At 71.4% G+C, this 18467-nt stretch carries 16 protein-coding genes; 4 read left to right on the plus strand and 12 right to left on the minus strand.

Going from position 1 to position 18467, the window contains the following annotated elements:
- Positions 1 to 14 precede the first annotated feature (14 nt).
- Positions 15 to 1250, minus strand: a complete 1236-nt coding sequence (locus WMF20_RS50200) for a hypothetical protein (RefSeq protein ID WP_237244860.1) — start codon at positions 1248 to 1250, stop codon at positions 15 to 17.
- 57 nt (positions 1251 to 1307) lie between these two features.
- On the opposite strand from WMF20_RS50200, the gene WMF20_RS50205 reads away from it, so the two are divergent.
- From WMF20_RS50205 to WMF20_RS50220, 4 genes are all read left to right on the plus strand, one after another.
- Entirely contained in the window at positions 1308 to 2660 is a 1353-nt protein-coding gene (locus tag WMF20_RS50205; RefSeq protein WP_437609298.1) for an NAD(P)/FAD-dependent oxidoreductase, read from the plus strand.
- Between the two features lie 60 nt (positions 2661 to 2720).
- Positions 2721 to 3806: a serine/threonine-protein kinase gene (locus WMF20_RS50210; RefSeq protein ID WP_129580909.1), complete on the plus strand. Its 1086-nt coding sequence runs from the start codon at positions 2721 to 2723 to the stop codon at positions 3804 to 3806.
- Between the two features lie 54 nt (positions 3807 to 3860).
- The gene (gene thrC, locus WMF20_RS50215) at positions 3861 to 5210 is read left to right on the plus strand and encodes a threonine synthase (RefSeq protein WP_437609300.1); all 1350 of its coding nucleotides are present in this window, start codon (positions 3861 to 3863) and stop codon (positions 5208 to 5210) included.
- A gap of 205 nt (positions 5211 to 5415) precedes the next feature.
- On the plus strand, positions 5416 to 7347 hold the full coding sequence (locus WMF20_RS50220) for a sensor histidine kinase (protein ID WP_437609302.1): 1932 nt from the start codon (positions 5416 to 5418) through the stop codon (positions 7345 to 7347).
- Positions 7348 to 7374: 27 nt separating this feature from the next.
- Here WMF20_RS50220 and WMF20_RS50225 read toward each other — a convergent pair whose 3' ends face one another.
- From WMF20_RS50225 to gspF, 11 genes are all read right to left on the minus strand, one after another.
- Complete coding sequence (locus tag WMF20_RS50225) at positions 7375 to 9219, minus strand: STAS domain-containing protein (RefSeq protein ID WP_437609304.1); 1845 nt, start codon at positions 9217 to 9219, stop codon at positions 7375 to 7377.
- Between the two features lie 92 nt (positions 9220 to 9311).
- Positions 9312 to 10610, minus strand: coding sequence for a type II secretion system protein GspN (gspN, locus tag WMF20_RS50230; protein ID WP_437609306.1), 1299 nt, complete (start codon positions 10608 to 10610; stop codon positions 9312 to 9314).
- A complete protein-coding gene (gspM, locus tag WMF20_RS50235; protein ID WP_129580914.1) occupies positions 10607 to 11206 on the minus strand; it encodes a type II secretion system protein GspM in 600 nt (199 codons plus the stop codon). The genes gspN and gspM overlap by 4 nt, the downstream gene beginning before the upstream one ends.
- Positions 11203 to 12717: a type IV pilus biogenesis protein PilM gene (pilM, locus tag WMF20_RS50240; RefSeq protein WP_437609309.1), complete on the minus strand. Its 1515-nt coding sequence runs from the start codon at positions 12715 to 12717 to the stop codon at positions 11203 to 11205. The genes gspM and pilM overlap by 4 nt, the downstream gene beginning before the upstream one ends.
- A 27-nt stretch (positions 12718 to 12744) precedes the next feature.
- On the minus strand, positions 12745 to 14247 hold the full coding sequence (locus WMF20_RS50245) for a general secretion pathway protein GspK (protein ID WP_437609311.1): 1503 nt from the start codon (positions 14245 to 14247) through the stop codon (positions 12745 to 12747).
- Positions 14248 to 14250: 3 nt separating this feature from the next.
- Positions 14251 to 14964: a type II secretion system protein GspJ gene (locus WMF20_RS50250; protein ID WP_129580917.1), complete on the minus strand. Its 714-nt coding sequence runs from the start codon at positions 14962 to 14964 to the stop codon at positions 14251 to 14253.
- Positions 14961 to 15644 (minus strand): type IV pilus modification PilV family protein, encoded by a 684-nt coding sequence (locus WMF20_RS50255; protein ID WP_437609313.1) that lies wholly within the window; start codon positions 15642 to 15644, stop codon positions 14961 to 14963. The genes WMF20_RS50250 and WMF20_RS50255 overlap by 4 nt, the downstream gene beginning before the upstream one ends.
- Complete coding sequence (locus WMF20_RS50260) at positions 15644 to 16345, minus strand: pilus assembly FimT family protein (protein ID WP_437609315.1); 702 nt, start codon at positions 16343 to 16345, stop codon at positions 15644 to 15646. The genes WMF20_RS50255 and WMF20_RS50260 overlap by 1 nt, the downstream gene beginning before the upstream one ends.
- A 22-nt stretch (positions 16346 to 16367) precedes the next feature.
- Positions 16368 to 16805 carry a type II secretion system protein gene (locus WMF20_RS50265; RefSeq protein WP_237244861.1) on the minus strand — a complete coding sequence of 146 codons (438 nt, stop codon included), beginning with the start codon at positions 16803 to 16805 and terminating at the stop codon, positions 16368 to 16370.
- A gap of 5 nt (positions 16806 to 16810) precedes the next feature.
- Positions 16811 to 17224: a type II secretion system protein GspG gene (locus WMF20_RS50270; RefSeq protein ID WP_020742219.1), complete on the minus strand. Its 414-nt coding sequence runs from the start codon at positions 17222 to 17224 to the stop codon at positions 16811 to 16813.
- An 8-nt stretch (positions 17225 to 17232) separates the two neighbouring features.
- A complete protein-coding gene (gspF, locus tag WMF20_RS50275; protein ID WP_129580920.1) occupies positions 17233 to 18459 on the minus strand; it encodes a type II secretion system inner membrane protein GspF in 1227 nt (408 codons plus the stop codon).
- Positions 18460 to 18467 lie beyond the last annotated feature (8 nt).

Below are 18467 nucleotides of genomic sequence, written 5' to 3' on the forward strand. Positions count from 1 at the left end.
TCGCGCCCGCTCGTTCACTGCGGCGTCGCGGCCCCGGGCGGCGCCGGCAGCTCGCGGGTGATCTCGCCCGCGTCGGCGCCCTCGGACGGGGGCGGCTCCGACCCCGGCGACAGCGGCGTGCCCTCCCAGGTCGCGCTCTTGTCCCGGCTCCCGTAGACGTACGGCGGGCGGGCCTCCAGCTCGCGCGCGATGCGGGCGAGCTCCTCGTCGAGGTAGCGCGGGTTCGCGCTCAGCCGCTCGCGGATGCCGCTGTTCAGGTAGCCGCGGATGTCGGGGCTCTCCGGGTAGTACTTCGTGAACACGTTGTACCGGAAGAGCGGCTTCAGCCGGTGCACGTCCTTCGGCCCGGTCGGCAGCGGCAGGAGCTCGACGAAGCTCTTCCGCTTCGCCCGCTCCTCCAGCCGGTCGAGCACGAGCTGGAGGCTGTTCTCGAGCAGGTGCGGCGCGCAGTGATCCGCGAAATCGTCGTAGAGCAGCCGCATGAGCGCCCGCGCCTCGTCGATCGGCAGCTGCGCCTGCCGTTCGCGGCCCATGCGCCGGACGAGGACCATGAACGGAGAGGGCTGGTCGCCCGTCGCCCGGATCTCCTCGGGATCGCGGAAGTCGGGCTGGCGGTAGGGGAAATGGCGCGGGTTGATCGCGTCGAACCCGCCGCGGCCGTAGAACAGGATGCGCTGCCACGACAGGCGCTCTTCGGGCGTGAAGTACTCGACCTCGGCCGCGAGATCGAGGTTCATCCCGAAGTACTTGCCGGGGGCCGAGGGCGCGGGGAGCGTGATCTTCCCCATCGCGTGGAGGTCGGCGAGGTACTGCATGGCGAGCTCGACCGGGGCGATGCGCAGCCAGTACGACAGCACCGTCCCGCGCGCCTCGGGGATCATGAAGATGTGGGCGAGGTAGATGACGCAGAGATCCGGCGCGTACGCCGGATTGACGAGCACGGTGCCGTCGCGCACGCCTCGCACCTTTCCGTCCGCGTCTCGCGCCACGAGCAGGAAGTAGCGCATGTACGTGCCCGACGGCTCGGGCGTGAACGGGTCGTCGCGCAGGAACGCGTGGATCGCCTCCTTGCGCTCCATCTCCCCATGAGGACCGAAGCAGTCCCAGAGGATCTGATACGCCGTGTCGAAGTCCGGGTCGGAAGGGTCCTCGATCGACCAGATCTGGTATTTGCGGGTTTCGCGCTCGATCATCTCCACCACGTCCTGGTGGAAGAGATCCTTCATGCAGAGCCGGACACGTCGCTTCAAGCAGGGCTCCTGGGGTCCATGGTGCCAGACGGAGCGTTCATCTGATAGGTAATCATCGTGACCCAGGCAGCTCTCGTCGACACGCGCACGCACATCGATTCCGCTCGCTCCGTGTGGAGCGAGGCGGGGCCGGGCTATGAGCCCGCCCCGCCGCTCCGCGGGGACGCGGCGGCCGATGTGGCCATCGTCGGGGGCGGGTTCACCGGCGTCTCCACGGCATACCATCTAATCCGCCGGTTTCCGAGCCTCCGCGTCATGATCCTCGAGGCGCGCCACCTCGCCAACGGCGCGAGCGGGCGCAACGGGGGGATGATGCTGAACTGGATTAACGGCGTGAGCACCCGCGAGCCGGAGCTCACGCGCCGCGTCTACGACGCGACGCGCGCGGGCATCGACGGCATCGTCGGGATGATCCAGGAGCACAATCTCCCGGTGCGCTACCGGCGCGACGGCTGCATGGAGGTCCTCACGGACGCGCGCCGGGCCGAGGCGGCGCACGCGCGGGTCGAGCTGCTCGCCGGGTGGGGCATTCCGCTACAGTACCTGGGCGGCGCGGCGCTGGCGGAGCGGCTCGGCGTCCGCGGGGCGGCCGGGGCCGTGCTGGACGCGACCGAGGGGCAGCTCAACGGGGTCGACCTGCTGCGCAGCCTGCGCCCGCTGCTCCTCGGGTGGGGGGTCGCCCTCCACGAGGACACACCGGTGCTCCGGATCCGGGAGGGGCGCACGATCGAGCTGACCACGCCGGGCGGGGTCGTCCGGGCCTCGGCCATCGTGCTCGCCACGAACGGCTACACGCCGCGGCTCGGCTACTTCAAGACCGGCATCTTCCCGCTGCACTCGCACGTGATCGCGACCGAGCCGCTCGACGCCGAGGCGCGCGCCGCGCTCGGCTGGGGGCAGGTCGCCGGCTTCAGCGACGACCACGACCGGATCGCGTACGCCAGCATGACCCCGGCCGGCGAGCTCGTGTTCGGCGGGGGGAGCAACGCGGCGTACGCCTACCTCTACGGGAACCGGATGTCCTACCCCGGCTCACCCGACTCGGCCGGGAAGGCGTTCGAGGCGATCCGGCGCCGGCTGGTCGGCTACTTCCCCGCGGCCGAGCGGGTCCGGATCGCGCACCGCTGGACGGGCACGCTCGGCATCACGATGAGCCGGATCTGCAGCATGGGGGTGCGCGGCGAGCACCGGAACGTGTACTACGCGCTCGGCTACAGCGGCCACGGCGTGACGCTCGGCAACCTCGCGGGCCGCGTGCTCTGCGACATCTACGCGGGCGACGACGCGCGGTGGCGGGACCTGCCCTTCTACATGTACCCGCTCGGGGGCGTCCCGCCCGAGCCGATCCGCTGGCTCGGCTATCACGTCTACACCAAGCTGACGGGGCGCTCGCCCCGCAAGGCGGCGTGAGCGCGGCGCGCGCGGAGCGCTTGCGTGGCCGGAGCGCGGGGCGCTATTCGAAGCGGGGCCATGTTCTGCGCGCGCTGCCACCGGGAGTACGACGCGGGCCATCGGTTCTGCCCGTACGACGGCGCGGAGCTCGCCGAGGCGCGGCGCGTCGACCTGTTCCGGTACAAGCCGACCCGGCTGCGCGGGACGATCCTCGGGGAGCGCTACGAGGTGCGCGGCTACCTCGGCAAGGGGGCGATGGCGCGCGTCTATCTCGCGATCGAGATCGAGACCGGGCAGCCGGTCGCGATCAAGGTGCTGGAGGCGTTCGCGGCCCGGGCGGAGCGGACGCGCGAGCGGTTCGTCCGCGAGGCGCAGAGCGCGGCGAAGATCGGGCACCCGAACATCGTCAAGGTGCTCGACGCCGGCACGCGCGCCGCCGACGGCGCGCCGTACATCGTCATGGAGTACCTCTTCGGCGAGTCGCTCGGCGACTGGCTCCGGCGCGAGCGCCGCATGGACGCGGACCTCGCCATCCCGGTGCTCTCCCAGGCCGCGTCCGGGCTCGCCGCCGCGCACCGGGTCGGGATCATCCACCGCGACGTGAAGCCCGACAACCTCTACCTCGTCGGCGCGCAGGGCGACCCGTACGCGGTCAAGGTGCTCGATTTCGGCTTGGCGAAGATCCAGGACGCCGATCACATCACGGCGACCGGCACCGCGGTGGGCACGCTCGAGTACATGGCGCCCGAGCAGGTCGTGAGCGACAGGCCCGACGCCCGCACCGACGTCTACGGGCTCGGCGTCGTCATGTTCCGGACCTTCACCGGCGAGCTCCCGTTCCCGCGCTCGGAGCAGTCCGAGCTCCTCGCCCGGCAGCTCGTGACCCCGCCGCCCCGCCCCTCCGAGAAGCGCAAGAGCATCGACCCGCTGCTCGAGTCCGTGATCCTGAAGGCGATCCGCAAGCGCCCGGAGAACCGCTATCCCTCGATGGAGGCGTTCCTCGAGGACCTCGAGCGCCTCGCCGGCGAGCGGGGCGGGCCGCTCTCGGCGGACCAGCCGCTCCCCGAGCCGGACGACGTCTACGTCCCGCAGGGATCGTTTGCCAGGAACGCCGCGATCTACTTCTATAGGCGGCTCGGCATGGAAGCCCCACGCTTCGACTGAACCGAACACCACCTCCCGCGGGCGCTTCCCGCCACCCAGGAGATCCGTATTGCCATGGCCTACACTGCTGCATTCCGATGTCTGACCGGCTGTCCCGGCAGCTACCCGCTGACGCAGCCCCTCTACCGTTGCCCGACCTGCGGCGGCCTGCTCGACGTCGCCCACGACATCGACGCGCTCCGCGACCGGAGCCCCGCGACGTGGATGAAGCTCTTCGACGAGCGCTACAAGCGCACGGTGTGGCCCTACGGCTCCGGGGTCTGGGGCAAGCGGGAGTGGGTCGCGCCCCAGGTCCCGGACGAGGCCATCGTGTCGATGGATGAGGGGGGCACCAACCTCTTCTGGGCGGATCGCTACGGCCGCTCGCTCGGGCTCGACGACGTCTGGGTGAAGCTCTGCGGCAACAGCCATACGGGGTCGTTCAAGGACCTCGGGATGACGGTGCTCGTCTCGGTGGTGAACAAGGCGATCCGCGAGGGCCTCGAGGTGCGCGCGATCGCGTGCGCGTCGACGGGGGACACGTCGGCCTCGCTCGCGGCGTACGGCGCCGCGGCCGGTTTGCCCGTCGTCGTGCTGCTGCCGCGGGGCAAGGTGTCGATGGCGCAGCTGGTCCAGCCGATCGCGTCGGGGGCGCTGGTGCTCTCGCTCGACACGGACTTCGACGGCTGCATGGCCATCGTGCAGCGGCTCTCGGCCGACGGCGTGGTCTACCTGGCGAACTCGATGAACGCGCTGCGCCTCGAGGGGCAGAAGACCGTGGCCATCGAGATCGTGCAGCAGTTCGACTGGACGCTGCCCGACTGGGTCATCCTGCCGAGCGGCAACCTGGGCAACGCCTACGCGCTCTACGCCGGCTTCAAGATGCTGAAGGACCTCGGCCTGACGACGCGCTTCCCGCGCCTGTGCGTGGCGCAGTCGGCGCGGGCCAACCCGCTCTACCGGGCGTGGGCCGAGGGGCGCAGCGAGGTCGTGCCGATGAAGGCGGGCGAGACGCTGGCGAGCGCGATCCAGATCGGCAACCCGGTGAGCGCGCCGCGGGCGATGCTGGCGCTCCAGGCGATGAACGGGGTCGCGGAGGAGGTGACCGAGGACGAGCTCTGCGACGCGGCGGCGCGCGCCGACCGGACCGGGATGTACACCTGCCCGCACACGGCGGTCGCCCTCGCCGCGCTGGAGAAGCTCGTGAAGAAGGGCCTCGTCGAGAAGCGCCAGCGGGTCGTCGTGGTCTCGACCGCGAACGGCCTCAAGTTCACGGAGTTCAAGGTGAAATACCACGAGCGCGCGCTCCCGGACGTGACGAGCCGGCTCGCCAACCCGCCGGTCGAGCTGCCGCCCGACTACGACCGCGTCCTCGCCGCGCTGGACAAACACGCCAAGCACACCGCGCAGACCGGCAAGGGGTGAGCGGCGCCGGCGCGCGGATGCGCTGAGCGGCCGCGGCGCGCGAGGATCGGCGCGCCCGATCGGGGCCGGGGGGGGCGGCGAAGAGGGGCCGGCGGGGGCTGGACTGGAGGCTGGACGGAGGGCTGGCGAGCCTGCGCGGGACGGCGGCGCGGGCGCGCCTTGACGCGCTCGATCCCCCCGGCATCCTCGTCCGGCAGAGGCCTCCGTGGACATCCGCCACCGCACGCTGCTCTCGTTCGCCCCGCTCCTGACGGTGGCGGTCGCGCTGGCGGTCTTCCTCCCCCTGGTGAACGCGACGCTCTCGCGGATCTCCGCGCAGCAGCTCTCCCTCCTCGGCGATCTCGTCGACCTGCAGGACATGGAGCTCGCGGTGATCACCCAGCGCGAGGCCGTCGGGCAGGCGCTGCGCGGGTTCGACGTCTCGCTGTACACGAGCGATGACGCGTCCCGCCGGGACCAGACGCTCGTCCATTTCAACCGCGCGCGGGGCGAGCTGGGCTCGCAGCAAGAGCAGCTGTGGCAGCACCTCGGCGCGGTGTACGCGGAGCTCGACGCGCAGCACGCGGCGATCTTCGACGCGATGCAGGAGGGCGACGCGGCGCGGGCGACGTCGGTGTTCTACGGCGAGGCCCAGGAGCTGACCTTCGTGCTCCTCTCGAGCGCGCGGGCGGGCCAGGCGCAGCACAAGGAGGCGCTGAGCGAGCTCGAGGCGAGGGAGCGCACGCTCAAGCAGCGCGCGCTGATCGGGCTCGCCGTGGGCGTGGGCGGCAGCATCCTCCTGGCGCTGACCTTCGGCTGGCTCCTGAGCCGCGAGATCGTGCGCCCCATCGAGCGCCTCGCCGCGGACGCCGCGCGCTACGCCTCGGGCGACGTCTCCGGGGAGCTCAGCCCTGCCGGAAAAATAAAACAAATCAAACACTTGCGAGACGCCTTCCAGCACCTGCTCGGGGTCACCCTGGCGCGGCAGGACCGGCTCCAGCAGGCGTACGCGGACGTCTCGGACCGGGCGGCCCGCGAGCAGCAGCTCCGGGAGACGGTGCAGGTCCTCAACGAGGATCTGGAGCGCGCCAAGGGCGAGCTGGAGCGGCGCGTGGCGGAGCGGACCGCGGAGCTCCTCGTGGCCAACGACCGGCTCCAGGTCGAGCTCGCCGAGCGCGGCCGCGCGGAGGCGGCGCTGAAGGCGAGCGAGGAGCAGCTCAGGCAGCTAAACGAGGCGCTGGAGCAGCGGGTCGTCGAGCGGACGGCGGAGCTCGCGGCGGCCCAGCGCCAGGTCCTCGACACGGCGCGGCGCGCCGGCATGGCGGAGATCGCCACGAACGTGGTGCACAACATCGGCAACGTGCTGAACACCGTCAACGTGTCGGCCAAGCTCATCGCGGAGGAGCTCGGCGGCCTCAAGCTGGAGAAGCTCGAGCGGGCGGCGCAGCTCCTGGCGAGCCACCGGGAGGACCCCGGGCGGTTCCTCACCGAGGACGAGCGCGGGCGGCACCTCATCGCCTACCTGGAGGCGCTGTCCGCCGCGCTGGAGGGCGATCGGCGGCGCATCCTGCGCTACGTGGATCAGCTCGGAAAGAGCGTCGACCACATCAAGGACATCGTCCGGACGCAGCAGACCTACGCGGGCACCACCACGGTGGTCGAGCCGGTGCAGCTCTCGGAGCTCGTGGAGGACGCCCTCCGGATGAACGACGCGGCGCTCTCGCGCCCGCACCTCAAGGTCGTGAGAGAGCTCGCGTGCCCGCGCCCGGTCTACGTCGACAAGCACAAGCTCCTGCAGATCCTGATGAACCTCATCAGCAACGCGAAGCTCGCGATGGACGAGCTGCCCGGCAGGGAGCACGAGCTCACGCTGCGGATCGAGGCGCGCGGGGCGGGCAGGGACGGCGCGGTGCGGATCTGCGTGCAGGACACGGGGGTGGGCATCGCGAAAGAGCACCTGACCCGGATCTTCTCCCACGGCTTCACGACGCGCCGGGGCGGCCACGGCTTCGGGCTGCACAGCTGCGCGCTCGCCGCCGAGGAGATGAGCGGGGTGCTGTCGGTGGAGAGCGACGGCGTGGGGCGCGGGGCCACCTTCACGCTCGAGCTCCCGGTGCGGCTCGGGGGCGCCGCCGCCGGGCGCGCGGCGGGGCCGTGAGCGGCCGGCGGCGCGCGGCCGCCGCCGCTACCTGCGCCGCCGCGCGCGGCGCCGCCTCGGCCTGCCGCGGGCGTCCGCGGACGTCATCGCCGAGGCGATGCCGTTCTGCAGGGTGTTGTGCGTGACGATCCCGCTCATGTCGACGCCGAGCTCGACGAGCGTCCTGGCCACGTCGGGGCTCAGGCCCGTGATGATCACCTCCGAGCCGAGCAGGCGCACCGCGGTGGCGGCGCGCAGGAGCTCGTCGGCGCACTGGCCGTCGATCCGCGGCACCCCGGTGATGTCGAGGATCGCGACGCGCGCGCGGCGCGAGGCGACGCCGCGGACCAGCGTCTCCTGCACGCGGCGCGCCCGCTGCGTGTCGAGGGCGCCGACGAGCGGCATCACGACGATGTCGTCGCTGATGGGGATGAGCGGCGTCGACAGGGCCGCGAGGATCTCGTTCTGCGCCCGCAGCGCCTCCTCGCGGGCGCGCCGCGCCTCGGTCTCCGCCGCGGCGCGCTTGCGCTCGGTGACGTCCCGCACGATCACGACCGCCTCGGCGCGGTCGCTGCCGGCGATCCGGACCTCGTAGTCGCGCGTGCCCTCGCGGAGCTGCTCCTGGTACTCGAAGACGTGCGTCGCCTCGTCGGCGAGCGCCCGGCCGACGAGCTCGGTGATCTGCTCCGCGACGCGGGCGGGGAACACGTCGGCGACGCGCCGGTGCAGGAAATCCTCGGCGCGGAGCGACGGCCTCGACTCCCGGGACGCCTTGAAGTCGAGGCAGACGCCGTCGCTGCTGAGCCGGAGGATCGTGTCGGGGATGGCGTAGAGCAGCGCGCGGTTGTTCGCCTCGCTCCGGCGCAGGGCGGCCTCGACGCGCTTGCTGCCGATGAAGTGGCCGGCCTTGGCGGCGATCGCGAGCAGCACGTCGAGCAGCCCCGGGTCGGGCTCGCGCGGCTCGGCGTCCATGAGCTCCAGCACGGCCGCGACCTGCGCGTCGGCGCGGACCGCGATGGGGAGCTCGACCGCGAAGCGGAGGCCGGCGCCGCGCGCCGCCTGCGCGCGCGGGTCGTCCTCGACCGCGTCGAGGTCGCAGAACCAGGTCGGCTCCCCCTGGGCGAGCGCGCGGCCGGGCAGCCCCGCGTCGAGGGCGAGCCGCGCGCCCCGGGTCGCCGCCTCGAGCGCGGCCGCGTCGTCGGGCGCGGCGCTCCAGGTGTGCTCGCAGCGCAGGCCGCCGCTCTCGCCGTCGCCGAGCCACAGGGCGCCGAACCGGAAGCCGAGCGTCTCCCCGAGCGCGCCGAGGAGCGCGAGGATGCCCTCGGACAGCGTCGTCGACTCGACCAGGATCCTCGTCACCGTGTACTGCGCCGACACCTTGTGGTTCGCCTCGGACAGGGCGCGGCGCTGGTTCCACTTCTCGGTGAGCGCGTAGGCCATCTGCCGGACCTCGTTCGGGTCGAACGGCTTGGCGAGGATGAGCAGGTTGTCGGTGTTCCCGAACCGGGTGGAGATCTCCTCCCAGGAGTAATCCGAGTACGCCGAGCAGATGACCGCCTGGATGGCGCCGTCCTCCTGCCAGATGCGCGAGAGCGTCTCGATGCCGTCCCACCCCGGCGGCATGCGCACGTCGACGAAGGCGAGGGCGTACGGCGCGCCGCGCTGCCGCGCCTCGCGGACCTTCTCCAGCCCCTCGGCGCCCTGGGTCGCGGTCGTGAGCTCGAACCTCACCGGCCGCCGGCCGGGCGCCTCGCGGAACAGCGCCGACTCGAGGCTATCGAAGGTCGACGCCTCCGCGTCGGACCGGAGGATCCTGCGGAAATCCTCGTGGATGGCCTCGTTGTCGTCGATCAGCAGAATGCGCCGGTTCTGCTGCCACCTGGGGTCCCGCATGGCCTCGTCCTCGGAGCGTGAATCCAGGTCCTACCCGTCCCTGGAGCGTGAGGTCCAGGTCCTACTCGCCCCTGGCGCGCGAGGTCCAGGCCCTATTCCGGCGGCGGCGGGTCGCCCTCGGCGGGCGGGGCGGGCGTCGGCCGCGACCGCGGCTCGGGCGACTCGTCCTCGGTCGACGGCGGCGGCGGCATCGGCGGGGGCATCGCCGGCGGCGGGCTCCCCTGCTCCTCGCTGTCCCGCGCCGGGGCCTCCGAGGGGCCGAGCGGCAGGTTCACGCCGCCGGGCTTCCTCGTGGTCGCGGTCGAGCTCGGCGAGTCGGCCTTGCCGCGGCCCCGCGCGGCGGGCGAGTCCGCGGCGTGCGGATCGAACCGCGGCCGCTTCAGCGCGCCGTGGACGTGCCAGCCGTAGAAGCCGTCCGAGCGCTTCGACCGCTTCATCTTGGGCTGCTGCATCTCGATCAGCCCGGGCACGCTCGACCCCGGCGCGCCGAGCAGCGACTTGGTGAGGTCGCTCTTCGACCGGTAGGCGTCGGTGAACTTGAAGCGGACGTAGAGGTCCGCCGTGGAGTTGTTCCACGGCTCGCGCATGGTGATCTTGCCGTCGCCGTCGAGCTCGAGGTCCTGGCCGTTCGCGGACATCTTCGTGACCTTGAGGACGCCGTCCTTCGCCTCGGCCGACAGGACGAGCTCGCCCAGCTTGGCCTCGGGCAGCGCGATGAGCCCCTGGATCTTCGTCTTGCCGTCGCCGACCGAGACCTCCTTGGCCGAGACCTCGAGCGCGCCGCTCGCCTTGTTGAACTTGCCGTCGGGCGCGCTGAGCTCGAGGTTCGCGTTCAGCGTGCCGGCGATCGGCAGGCCGAGGATGTCCCCGAGCGGCCCCACCTGGGCGAGCTCCACGTCCGAGACCTCGACGTGCACGTCGCCGCCCGATTTGCCCATCGGGACCACGCCCTCGACCTCCCCGCCGAACACGCTCGCCCAGAACGAGATCCGCATCCGCCCGAGCAGCAGGGGCAGGATCTTCACCCGGGCGCGCGCCTCCTCGATCTCGATGACGCTCGGCTTCGGCGCGCTGTCCTTGGCGGCGTCGCCCGAGGTGGAGGTGAAGGCGGCGGCGCCGGTCGGCCTGCCCGAGCCGAGCTCGTTCGGCGGCAGGATGAGCCGCACGCCCTTCATCTCCACGCCCGTGAACCAGTACGCGTCGAGCTCGTCGATCTCGAGGCGCTGCGCCGGGCCGGAGCCCCGCTTCTGCTGCGCGCGATCGAACTCGGCGATCAGCCGGTCCTTGAGCCGGTCGTACGGGAACGTGAGGTAGCCGAAGAGGCCCAGGCAGAAGAGGTAAAAGAGCGGGTAGGCCGCCCACTTCGCGATCTTGACGAGCCGCGCCTTCATGGCTCTTGCTCCTCCTCGTCGGCGGGCGGGGCCGCGGACGGCGCAGGGCTCGCCGGCTGAGGGTCGCCCTTCCGGTCGAACGCGGAGACGCCGAGCTCCACCTCGTACGAGTCCGGCTCGCCGGCGCGCGGCTTGATGTTCAGCTTCGTCACCGCGACCGGGTGGCCCGAGGTCTCGATGCGCTCGAGCATCTTGGCGAGGCCGAGCATCCCGATCCTGTGCATCTTCACCACCGTGACCCGCTCGGTGTACTTCTTGCCGTGCGGGACGTCGGGGCGATCCTGCGACTCGGCCGCGGTGAGCCCCTGCTGCTTCGCCGCGTCCTCGATGAAGCCGGCGAGGGCCGGCGCCGGCCGCGCGTAGCGCGCGAGCAGCGCGTCCTTCTGCGCCTTCCGCTCGTTGACCTTCCCCGAGGCCTCGTAGATCTGCTGGAGCAGGTCGCGGATCTCCTGGTTCTCGGCGCGCCTGCCGGAGGCGGTGCTCGCGAGCCCGATCGGCACGGCCAGGAACACGAGCACCCCCAGGAATCCGACGAGGAGGGTGAGGAGCCGGCGCTCGCGCGGCTCCAGCTTGTCGAGTCGCTCGCGGAGCGTCATCGCGATCCCTCCGGCTTCTCCGGCGCGCCCGCCGAGGCGCTGTCCGCCGCGTCGGCGCCGGTCTTCTTCTTCTTCTTGTCCTCGCACTTCAGATCCAGCTCGAGGACGTACTTGTGCTTGCCCTCCGTGAACTGGCTCGTCCGCCCGATCTTCACGTCGCGGAAGCAGCGGTGTTCCTTCATGTGATCCGCGATGATCTGCGCGTCCGACACCGACGGGACGACGCCCTGGAGGGTCACGTGGCCGCGGTTCACGTCGAGCTCGAGCACGTCGTGCGTGATCTCCTTCGGCACGGCCTTCGAGAGCTGCACCATGACGTCGAAGGCGTCGACGCGGGGCATCGGGTCCTCGTCGGCCGCGCCGGGGCCCTGGTCGAGCAGCTCGCGGGCCTTCAGCGGGTCGCTCGTCTCCTCGCCGAGCACGTCGTGCGAGGCGGTCGCGAGCGACGCGAGCAGGAGCTCCCGCTCGGCGCTCAGGGTGCGCAGCTCCGCGACGATCGAGAACCCGAAGCTCAGCGCGATGACGGTGCCGAGGCCGGCGAGGATCGGGATCTTCTCGCGCAGGAACGGGTAGCTGCGCTCGGCCTCGAGCGCGCCCCGCCTCAGGTTGAACCCCTTGGTCTTCGGCGTCAGCCCGAGCGCCAGCCCGAGCGCCTTGGCGAAGCGGGGCAGCGCCGCGGCCTGCTCCGGCGTGAGCCCTTCGACCCGAGGGGCCGGCAGCGGCAGGATCGTGAGGCCGAGCTGGGTGGACAGGAACACCTCCGCGCCCTGCGCGCTCGCGCCGCCGCCGACGAGGTACATCCCGGCGAGCGGCTCGCCGCCGAGGTTGCGCCACGCCGCGAGCGTCTGGCGGAGCTCGCGCGCGAGCGCCGGCGCCGTGCCGGGGAGCCCGGCCGTCCCCCGCGACAGCGTCCGGGCGAAGACCGGCTCCCCGCCGGAGAGGATCACGATCTCGGAGGTGAGGTGGTCGAGGTCGAGCAGCGCGATCGGCACGCTCGCGCCGGCGGGCGACGGCGAGGCGAGCTCCGGCATCACGGCCTCGAGGTTGGCGAGCGCCACCGCGCCGAGCGCGACGCGCTCCGGCTCGAAGCCGAGCGCCTCCTTCACGACGGTGATGCGCTCGCGCACGTCGTCGGCGCGCGCGATGGCGGCGAAGACCGGCAGCGTCTCGGCGCTGGGCGGCCGCTTGAGCAGGCGGTAGTCGAAGACCGCGTCCTCCATCTCGAACGGCACCGTGGCCTCGAGCTCGAAGCCGAGGACGTTCTCGACCTCCTTCTGCGCGGCCGCGGGCAGGTCGAGGCGGCGGTAGAACGACTTCTCCCCGGAGATCGCGATCGCGGCGGCGTCGGGGCGGTGGAGCCCCACCGCGGCGCGGATCGCCTCGGCCTCGGAGACCGCGTCCGTGATGGGCGCCTCGCCGAGGGCCTCGACGAAGACCTTCCTGTACGAGGTGCGGATGAGCGCCGTCCGCACCACGGATTTCCCAGCATCTATCCCGAGCAGCCTGTGCATTTCCGCGCTTCTTCCCGGAGGGGTGTCCTATTCGATGCGATAGTAGATGATCGTCCCGGCGGGGTTCGACCGTACCTGCTGTTCGTACGATTCCGGCGTCGGGGGGGCGCCGGTGCCGTTCGGCGGGTTGGGGTTGTCCCCCGGGGGACGCTTGCCGTCATCGGCCTTCCCGGCATCGGTGATCTTCGTCGCCCCCGTGAGGTCGATCACCGCATGGATGCGCACGCGCGTCTCACGCTTGTTCCCCGGGACGACGCCATCGGCATAGATGCTCAGGAAGTTGCTCCTGTTGCCGAGGGCCTTCGTGGCGTTCGGCTTGAACTTCACCATATCGACGCCCATCGCCTTGAACTGCTGGCCGAGCATCGCCCCGAGCGTATTGCCGGCCTTCTGGGTCATGGCGTCGACGAAATCCTTGGGGGTGGGGAAGAGGATGCCCCCGGTCATGCTCTGCACGAGCGACGCCACGGTCAGGAACGCCGTCTGCTGGTTCACGTCGGTGCAGAGCGGCGTCGCCGCGACGTCCACGAAGTCGGCGCTGCAGGTGAGCGTGAGGAGCATCTGCGCGTTCGCCGACGTCACGTTCACCTTCTGCTTCCGGTTGCCCCAGACGGTCAGCACCCGCTTGTCCGGGTTGTTCGGGTCCGGATCGACGAACGTCGCCCAGAAGTCGTCGCCCATGCCCCGGATCAGCCGCAGCTCCTCGAACGAGTCGAAGGGGGCGTTCTTGCGCACGTAGGGGAGGCCGACGGTCTGGTAGAAGCTGTCCTCGGCGCCGGTGGAGCTCGGGGCGTTCGTCGACGTGTCGCAGACGAACGTCTGGTCGCCGGGGTCGGCCCAGTCGACGAGCGCGCTGCAGATGGTCGCGCGGTCCGAGAACTGGCCGTCGCCGTCGCGCTCCTCGAAGAGCGGGTTGTACTGCGGGGGGCTCATCAGGCTGATGAGCTGCGCCCCCACGGCGATCTGATCCGCGATGCCGCCCACGTCGTCGGCGGCGCGGTTGATGTTGATCTTCGAGTCCTCGTCGACGATCTTGAGCTCGAAGCGGCCGCCGCCGGTGAGCCCGAGGTTCTTGCCCGCCGCCGCGCTGCCCGCGGCCGCGGCCTCGTCGGGCGGCGCCGCGCCCGGCTCGGTGAGCTGCGCGTTGAACGGGCCGAGGAACATGTCGGTGAACTTCCAGACCGGCACCTGGAAATTCCCCTTGAGCCCGATGATCGCGAGCATCGGCCCGATCGTCTGGCTGACGCTGGGCTCGGCGGCGATGAGCATCCGCGACAGGTTCACGGCGCTCCGCGCGTAGTACTCGGCCCGGAGCGCGTCGCGATCGGCGAGCGCCGCCGAGAGCTCGGTGGAGGTCTCCTCCTGGAGCTCGGTCAGGAACACGGTGAGCACCGTGATCGCGCCGAGCACCATGACCAGCGCCACGCCCCGCCGGTCGCGCCGCCTCCGGAGGCGGCGGCGGCGCGCGCGCCCGCCCGGCGGGGTGGGGGCGGCGCGCTCCTCGGTCTGGGGGCTCTTCGGGCGGAGCATGGCTCAGTTGTTCCCGAAGGCGATGGGGACCTGCATGGCGATGGGCACCTTCGTCTCGAACTTGATGGGCGCCCCGCCCGGCCCGCCGTTCAGGACCAGCGTCACCCACACCTGCGACGGGAGCCGCTCGAATTGCGCCGCCGGTTGCGTGGAGTTCCACGAGTCGACCCACTCGCCGGTGAGGGGGTCGAGGTACCGGACGTTGAAGCTCTCGATGTCCTCGGCGAGCACGTTGACGACGCCGCCCCGCGTCGGCTCGAGATCGATGAACTTCGCCTCTCGCCGCACGAGATCGAGCTTGTCGCGCTCGGGGTCGCGCGAGCCGAAATAGCCAATCTCGCACTGGTCCGACTCGTGCGCGTTCCTGAGGAGCCTCCGGTGCGCGAACGCGGTGAAATCGACGCGATCCGCGGGCGACGAGTCCTCCCCGGTGAACGCCGTGAGCCGCACGACGATGTTCTTGTCGGCCGGCTGGTGCCGGGACAGGAAGGCCGCCTGGAGCTCGCGCGAGATGCGGGCGATCGCCGCGCGGCCCTGGTGGTAGCGGTCGCTGATGCGCGAGATGCCCGCGCGCGACCGGCTCATGCCGTCGAACGCGCCGTAGATGAGCGTCCCGATGATCGCCAGGATGGCGACCGAGACGAGGACCTCGAGGAGGGTCACCCCGCCCGAGCGCCGGCGGCGCCTGCGGGGCGAGCTCGCCGTTCGCGCCGTCACGGTCGACTCCCTCCTCCCTCGCCCTGGCCGCCGCCCGCGCCGGTGTCCTCGGGCTGGCCCATCTGCGGCACCGTGACCCACTGCACGAGCTCGAGCGCGTGCTCCTGCGACCCTTGCTGCCAGGTCAGCCGGACCGTCACCCGCCGCGCGCTCGCCTCGAAGATCGGCTGGAGCGTCGGCGCGAGCATGTCGATGAACGGCTGCAGGAGCCCCGCGATCCCGCCGGCGGACTGGCCGCCCCCGGCGCCGCCGGGCGCGCCGGCCAGCGACTGCGCGAGATCGTCGAGGCTGCCGCTCGGGGCGGCGGAGCCGCTCGACTCGGCCGGCTTGGTGAGCTGGCCGAGCCCCTCGAGGTTCGTGTCGAGATCGAGGTCGCCGTACTTGGGCTCGGGCATCTCCGGCTTCTCGATGCGCCAGGAGCACTTGACGGACGTCGACTCGTCGCCCTCGCAGCACGGCCCGTTGTCGGCCTCGTCGAGCAGCGGCAGGCCGTCCCTGGCGAGCCGCTCCTCGATCTCGGTCATCTTGCAGCGCGCGAGCCCGTTCGCGAGGCTGATGTTCCGCGCGTGCGCCGCCGCCGAGAAGGCGCCGGCCTGGGCGGAGAGGATCGCGGTGAGCCCGAGGCCGAGGATGGCCACCGCCACCATGATCTCGAGCAGGGTGAAGCCGCGGGCGCGCATCAGAACCCCGTGTCCTCGCGCTCCGACTCCTCGGAGTCGGAGCGCGGCCGCGGCATGCTCGCCTTGCCCCGCCGGATCTCGGTCTTGCCGGTGAGCGGCGAGACGAGCACCGTCATCACGGAGTCCTCGGTCTCCTCGCCGCCGAGCGACAGCTGGATGGCCGCCCGCTCGGTCTGGCCGCCGGGCCAGAAGTAGAGGTAGGCGCGCCCCTCGGTCGCGGCCTCGTCCTGGTGCCCGGTCTCCACCTGGAGGAAGCGGACGCCGCTCGAGAGCTCCTTGCCGGGCTTCTCGCTCGACGGGTCGAAGCCGAACGCCTTCGCCGGCTGGAACGACGGGCGCGGCGCGCGCGGCCCCTTCAGGATCGCCTCGGCCTCCGCCACCGCCGCCTTCTCGGCCTCGGTCGCCGCGGCGGCGCCGCCGGTCCGGTCGTTCCTCTCGACGACGAGCTCGCCCGTGGCCTCCTCGAGCACGATCATCCGCTCCTCGAAGTCGAAGACGAGCCGCATCGGCTTCGACTTCGCGTTGGCGTGGGCGTAGGCGACCCGGACGGCGCCCGCGAGCAGCGCCGCGCTCCGCTTCAGCCGGGCGCTCGTGACCGCGCCCATGCCGAGGATCACCGATCCGCTGATGAGCGCGATCACCGTGACGGAGATCAGCACCTCGACCAGCGTGACTCCCCTCGTGCGCAGGCGGCGTGTCATGGGCGCTCCCTCCGCGTCGGCGTCACATCTCCGCGATCTTGTTGATCTCGGACTGCCTCATGTTGTCGCGGATGTCGTCCGGGGTGTTCTCCTTCTTGTCCTTGCCGAGCGAGTAGACGCGGATCTCGCTCTCCTCGCACTTGATCCGGTACGGCTGGCCCCAGGGGTCGTCCGTCTTGTTGGCGTCGATCTGCTTCGCGCTCACCAGCGCTTGCAGGGTCGGGCAGCCCTCGCCGCCCGCGCCGAGGTTCTGGTACTGATCCGCCGCGGTCTTGATGACCGACGCGCCGGTGTAGGCGCTCCTGACCTTCGCGGCCTCGAGCTTCGGCCACAGCACGAGCGTCGCGCCGCCGGCGATGATCGCCATAATCGTCACCACGATCAGGACCTCGATCAGGGTCACGCCCCGCGAGAGCCCCCGGCCCAACCTTCGAATCCTCTTCGCCCTGTTCGTCTCCATGTCCCTCACTCCACCCTGTCAAGCCCGCCGATTTCGCCGTCCGGACCGTCGCTCATCAGATCGTATCCCTCCGGGTCCTTTCTGCCAGGGCAGGTGAGCCGGAGCGGCCTCCCCCAGGCGTCGACCGGATCGATCGCGAGGTATCCCTCGCGCTTCAGCTCTTCCAGCGAGGCCGGGCACCGCCGCTCGTGGTCGGCGCGGTACAGCGTGATGGCCCCGTGGACGACGGACAACGTGGCGCGCGTCGAGCGAATTCCCACGAGCCGCCGCTCGCGCGCGCCGAGGAGCAGGAGCAGGACGGCCATCCCGAGGCCGGCCGCGAACGGCCGCACGCGCGCCATGCCGCTCCTGCGGAAGAGCCCGCCGCCGCGCTCCCACGGGAAGAAGATCGTGCTCTCTCGCTGCCTCCTGCGCCCCATGGAGCCCCCTACCCGACGAAGTTCGACATCTGCATGAGCGGCATGAGGATGGATATCGCGATGAACGCGACCGTGCCGCCCATGACGACGATCATGAGCGGCTCGAGCAGGCTCGTGAGCACCTGGACGCGGGTCTCGACCTCGGAGTCGTACGCGTTGGCGACGTTCTCGAGCATCGCCTCGAGCTGCCCGCTCCGCTCGCCGATGGCGATCATGTGGATGACGATGGGCGGGAACCGGCCGCTGCGCTTCAGCGGATCGGCGATGCTCTGGCCCTCGCGGATCGACCCGATCGCGTCGGCGACGACCTTCTCCAGGGCGGCGTTGCCGAGCACGCTGCGCACGATGTCCATCGCGCTGAGGAGCGCGACGCCCGACGAGAGCAGGGTCGCGAGGGTCCGCGCGAAGCGCGCGATGGAGAGCATCTGGATGAGCTTGCCGAAGATCGGCGCGCCCAGCACGAACGTGTCCCAGCGGAGGCGCCCCTTCGGCGTGCGCAGCCAGCGGCGGAACCCGTACACCGCGCCGACCAGCATGAGGATCACGAGCCACCAGTAGCTCGCGGCGAACTCCGAGGTGCCGATGAGCGCCGAGGTGTACCAGGGCAGCGTCTGGTCCATCGACGAGAAGATGTCCTTCACGTTCGGCACGACCGCGATCATGAGGACCGAGATGAGCCCGATGCCGATGATCGCCATGAGCGCCGGGTAAGCGAGGGCCGCGGTCACCTTGCCCACGAGCTTCGCCTGGTTCTCCATGAAGACGGTCAGGCGGAGCAGCACGCCCTCGAGCGTGCCGGACGCCTCGCCGGCGCGCACCATGCTGACGTAGAGCGGCGGGAAGACCGTGGGGTGCCCCTCCAGCGCCTTCGCGAAGCTCGTGCCCTCGCGCACCTGCTCGCGCACCTGCGTGAGGGTCCGCTTCAGCGACTCCTTCTCGACCTGCTCGATGAGCGCGTTGAGCGACTCGAACAGCGGGATGCCGGCGCCGATGAGCGTCGCGAGCTGGCGGGTCATCATGGCGACCTCGGACGTCGTGGGGCGGCCCGCGAAGGCGAAGAGCTTGAGATCGCGCTTCGCCTTCGCCTTCGCGGCCTGCTCCTCGGTCGCGCCGGTGAGCATGATGCCGTCCTTGCGCAGGGCGGCCCGCAGGGCCTTCGCGTTCTCCGCGTCGCGGACCCCTTTGACCGGCTTTCCGGTGCCGACGAGGATGCCTTTGTATTCGAATACCGCCACGGCCTTCC

The sequence above is a fragment of the Sorangium sp. So ce834 genome (assembly GCF_051521425.1).
GTDB classification, from domain to species: Bacteria; Myxococcota_A; Polyangia; order Polyangiales; family Polyangiaceae; genus Sorangium; species Sorangium cellulosum_D.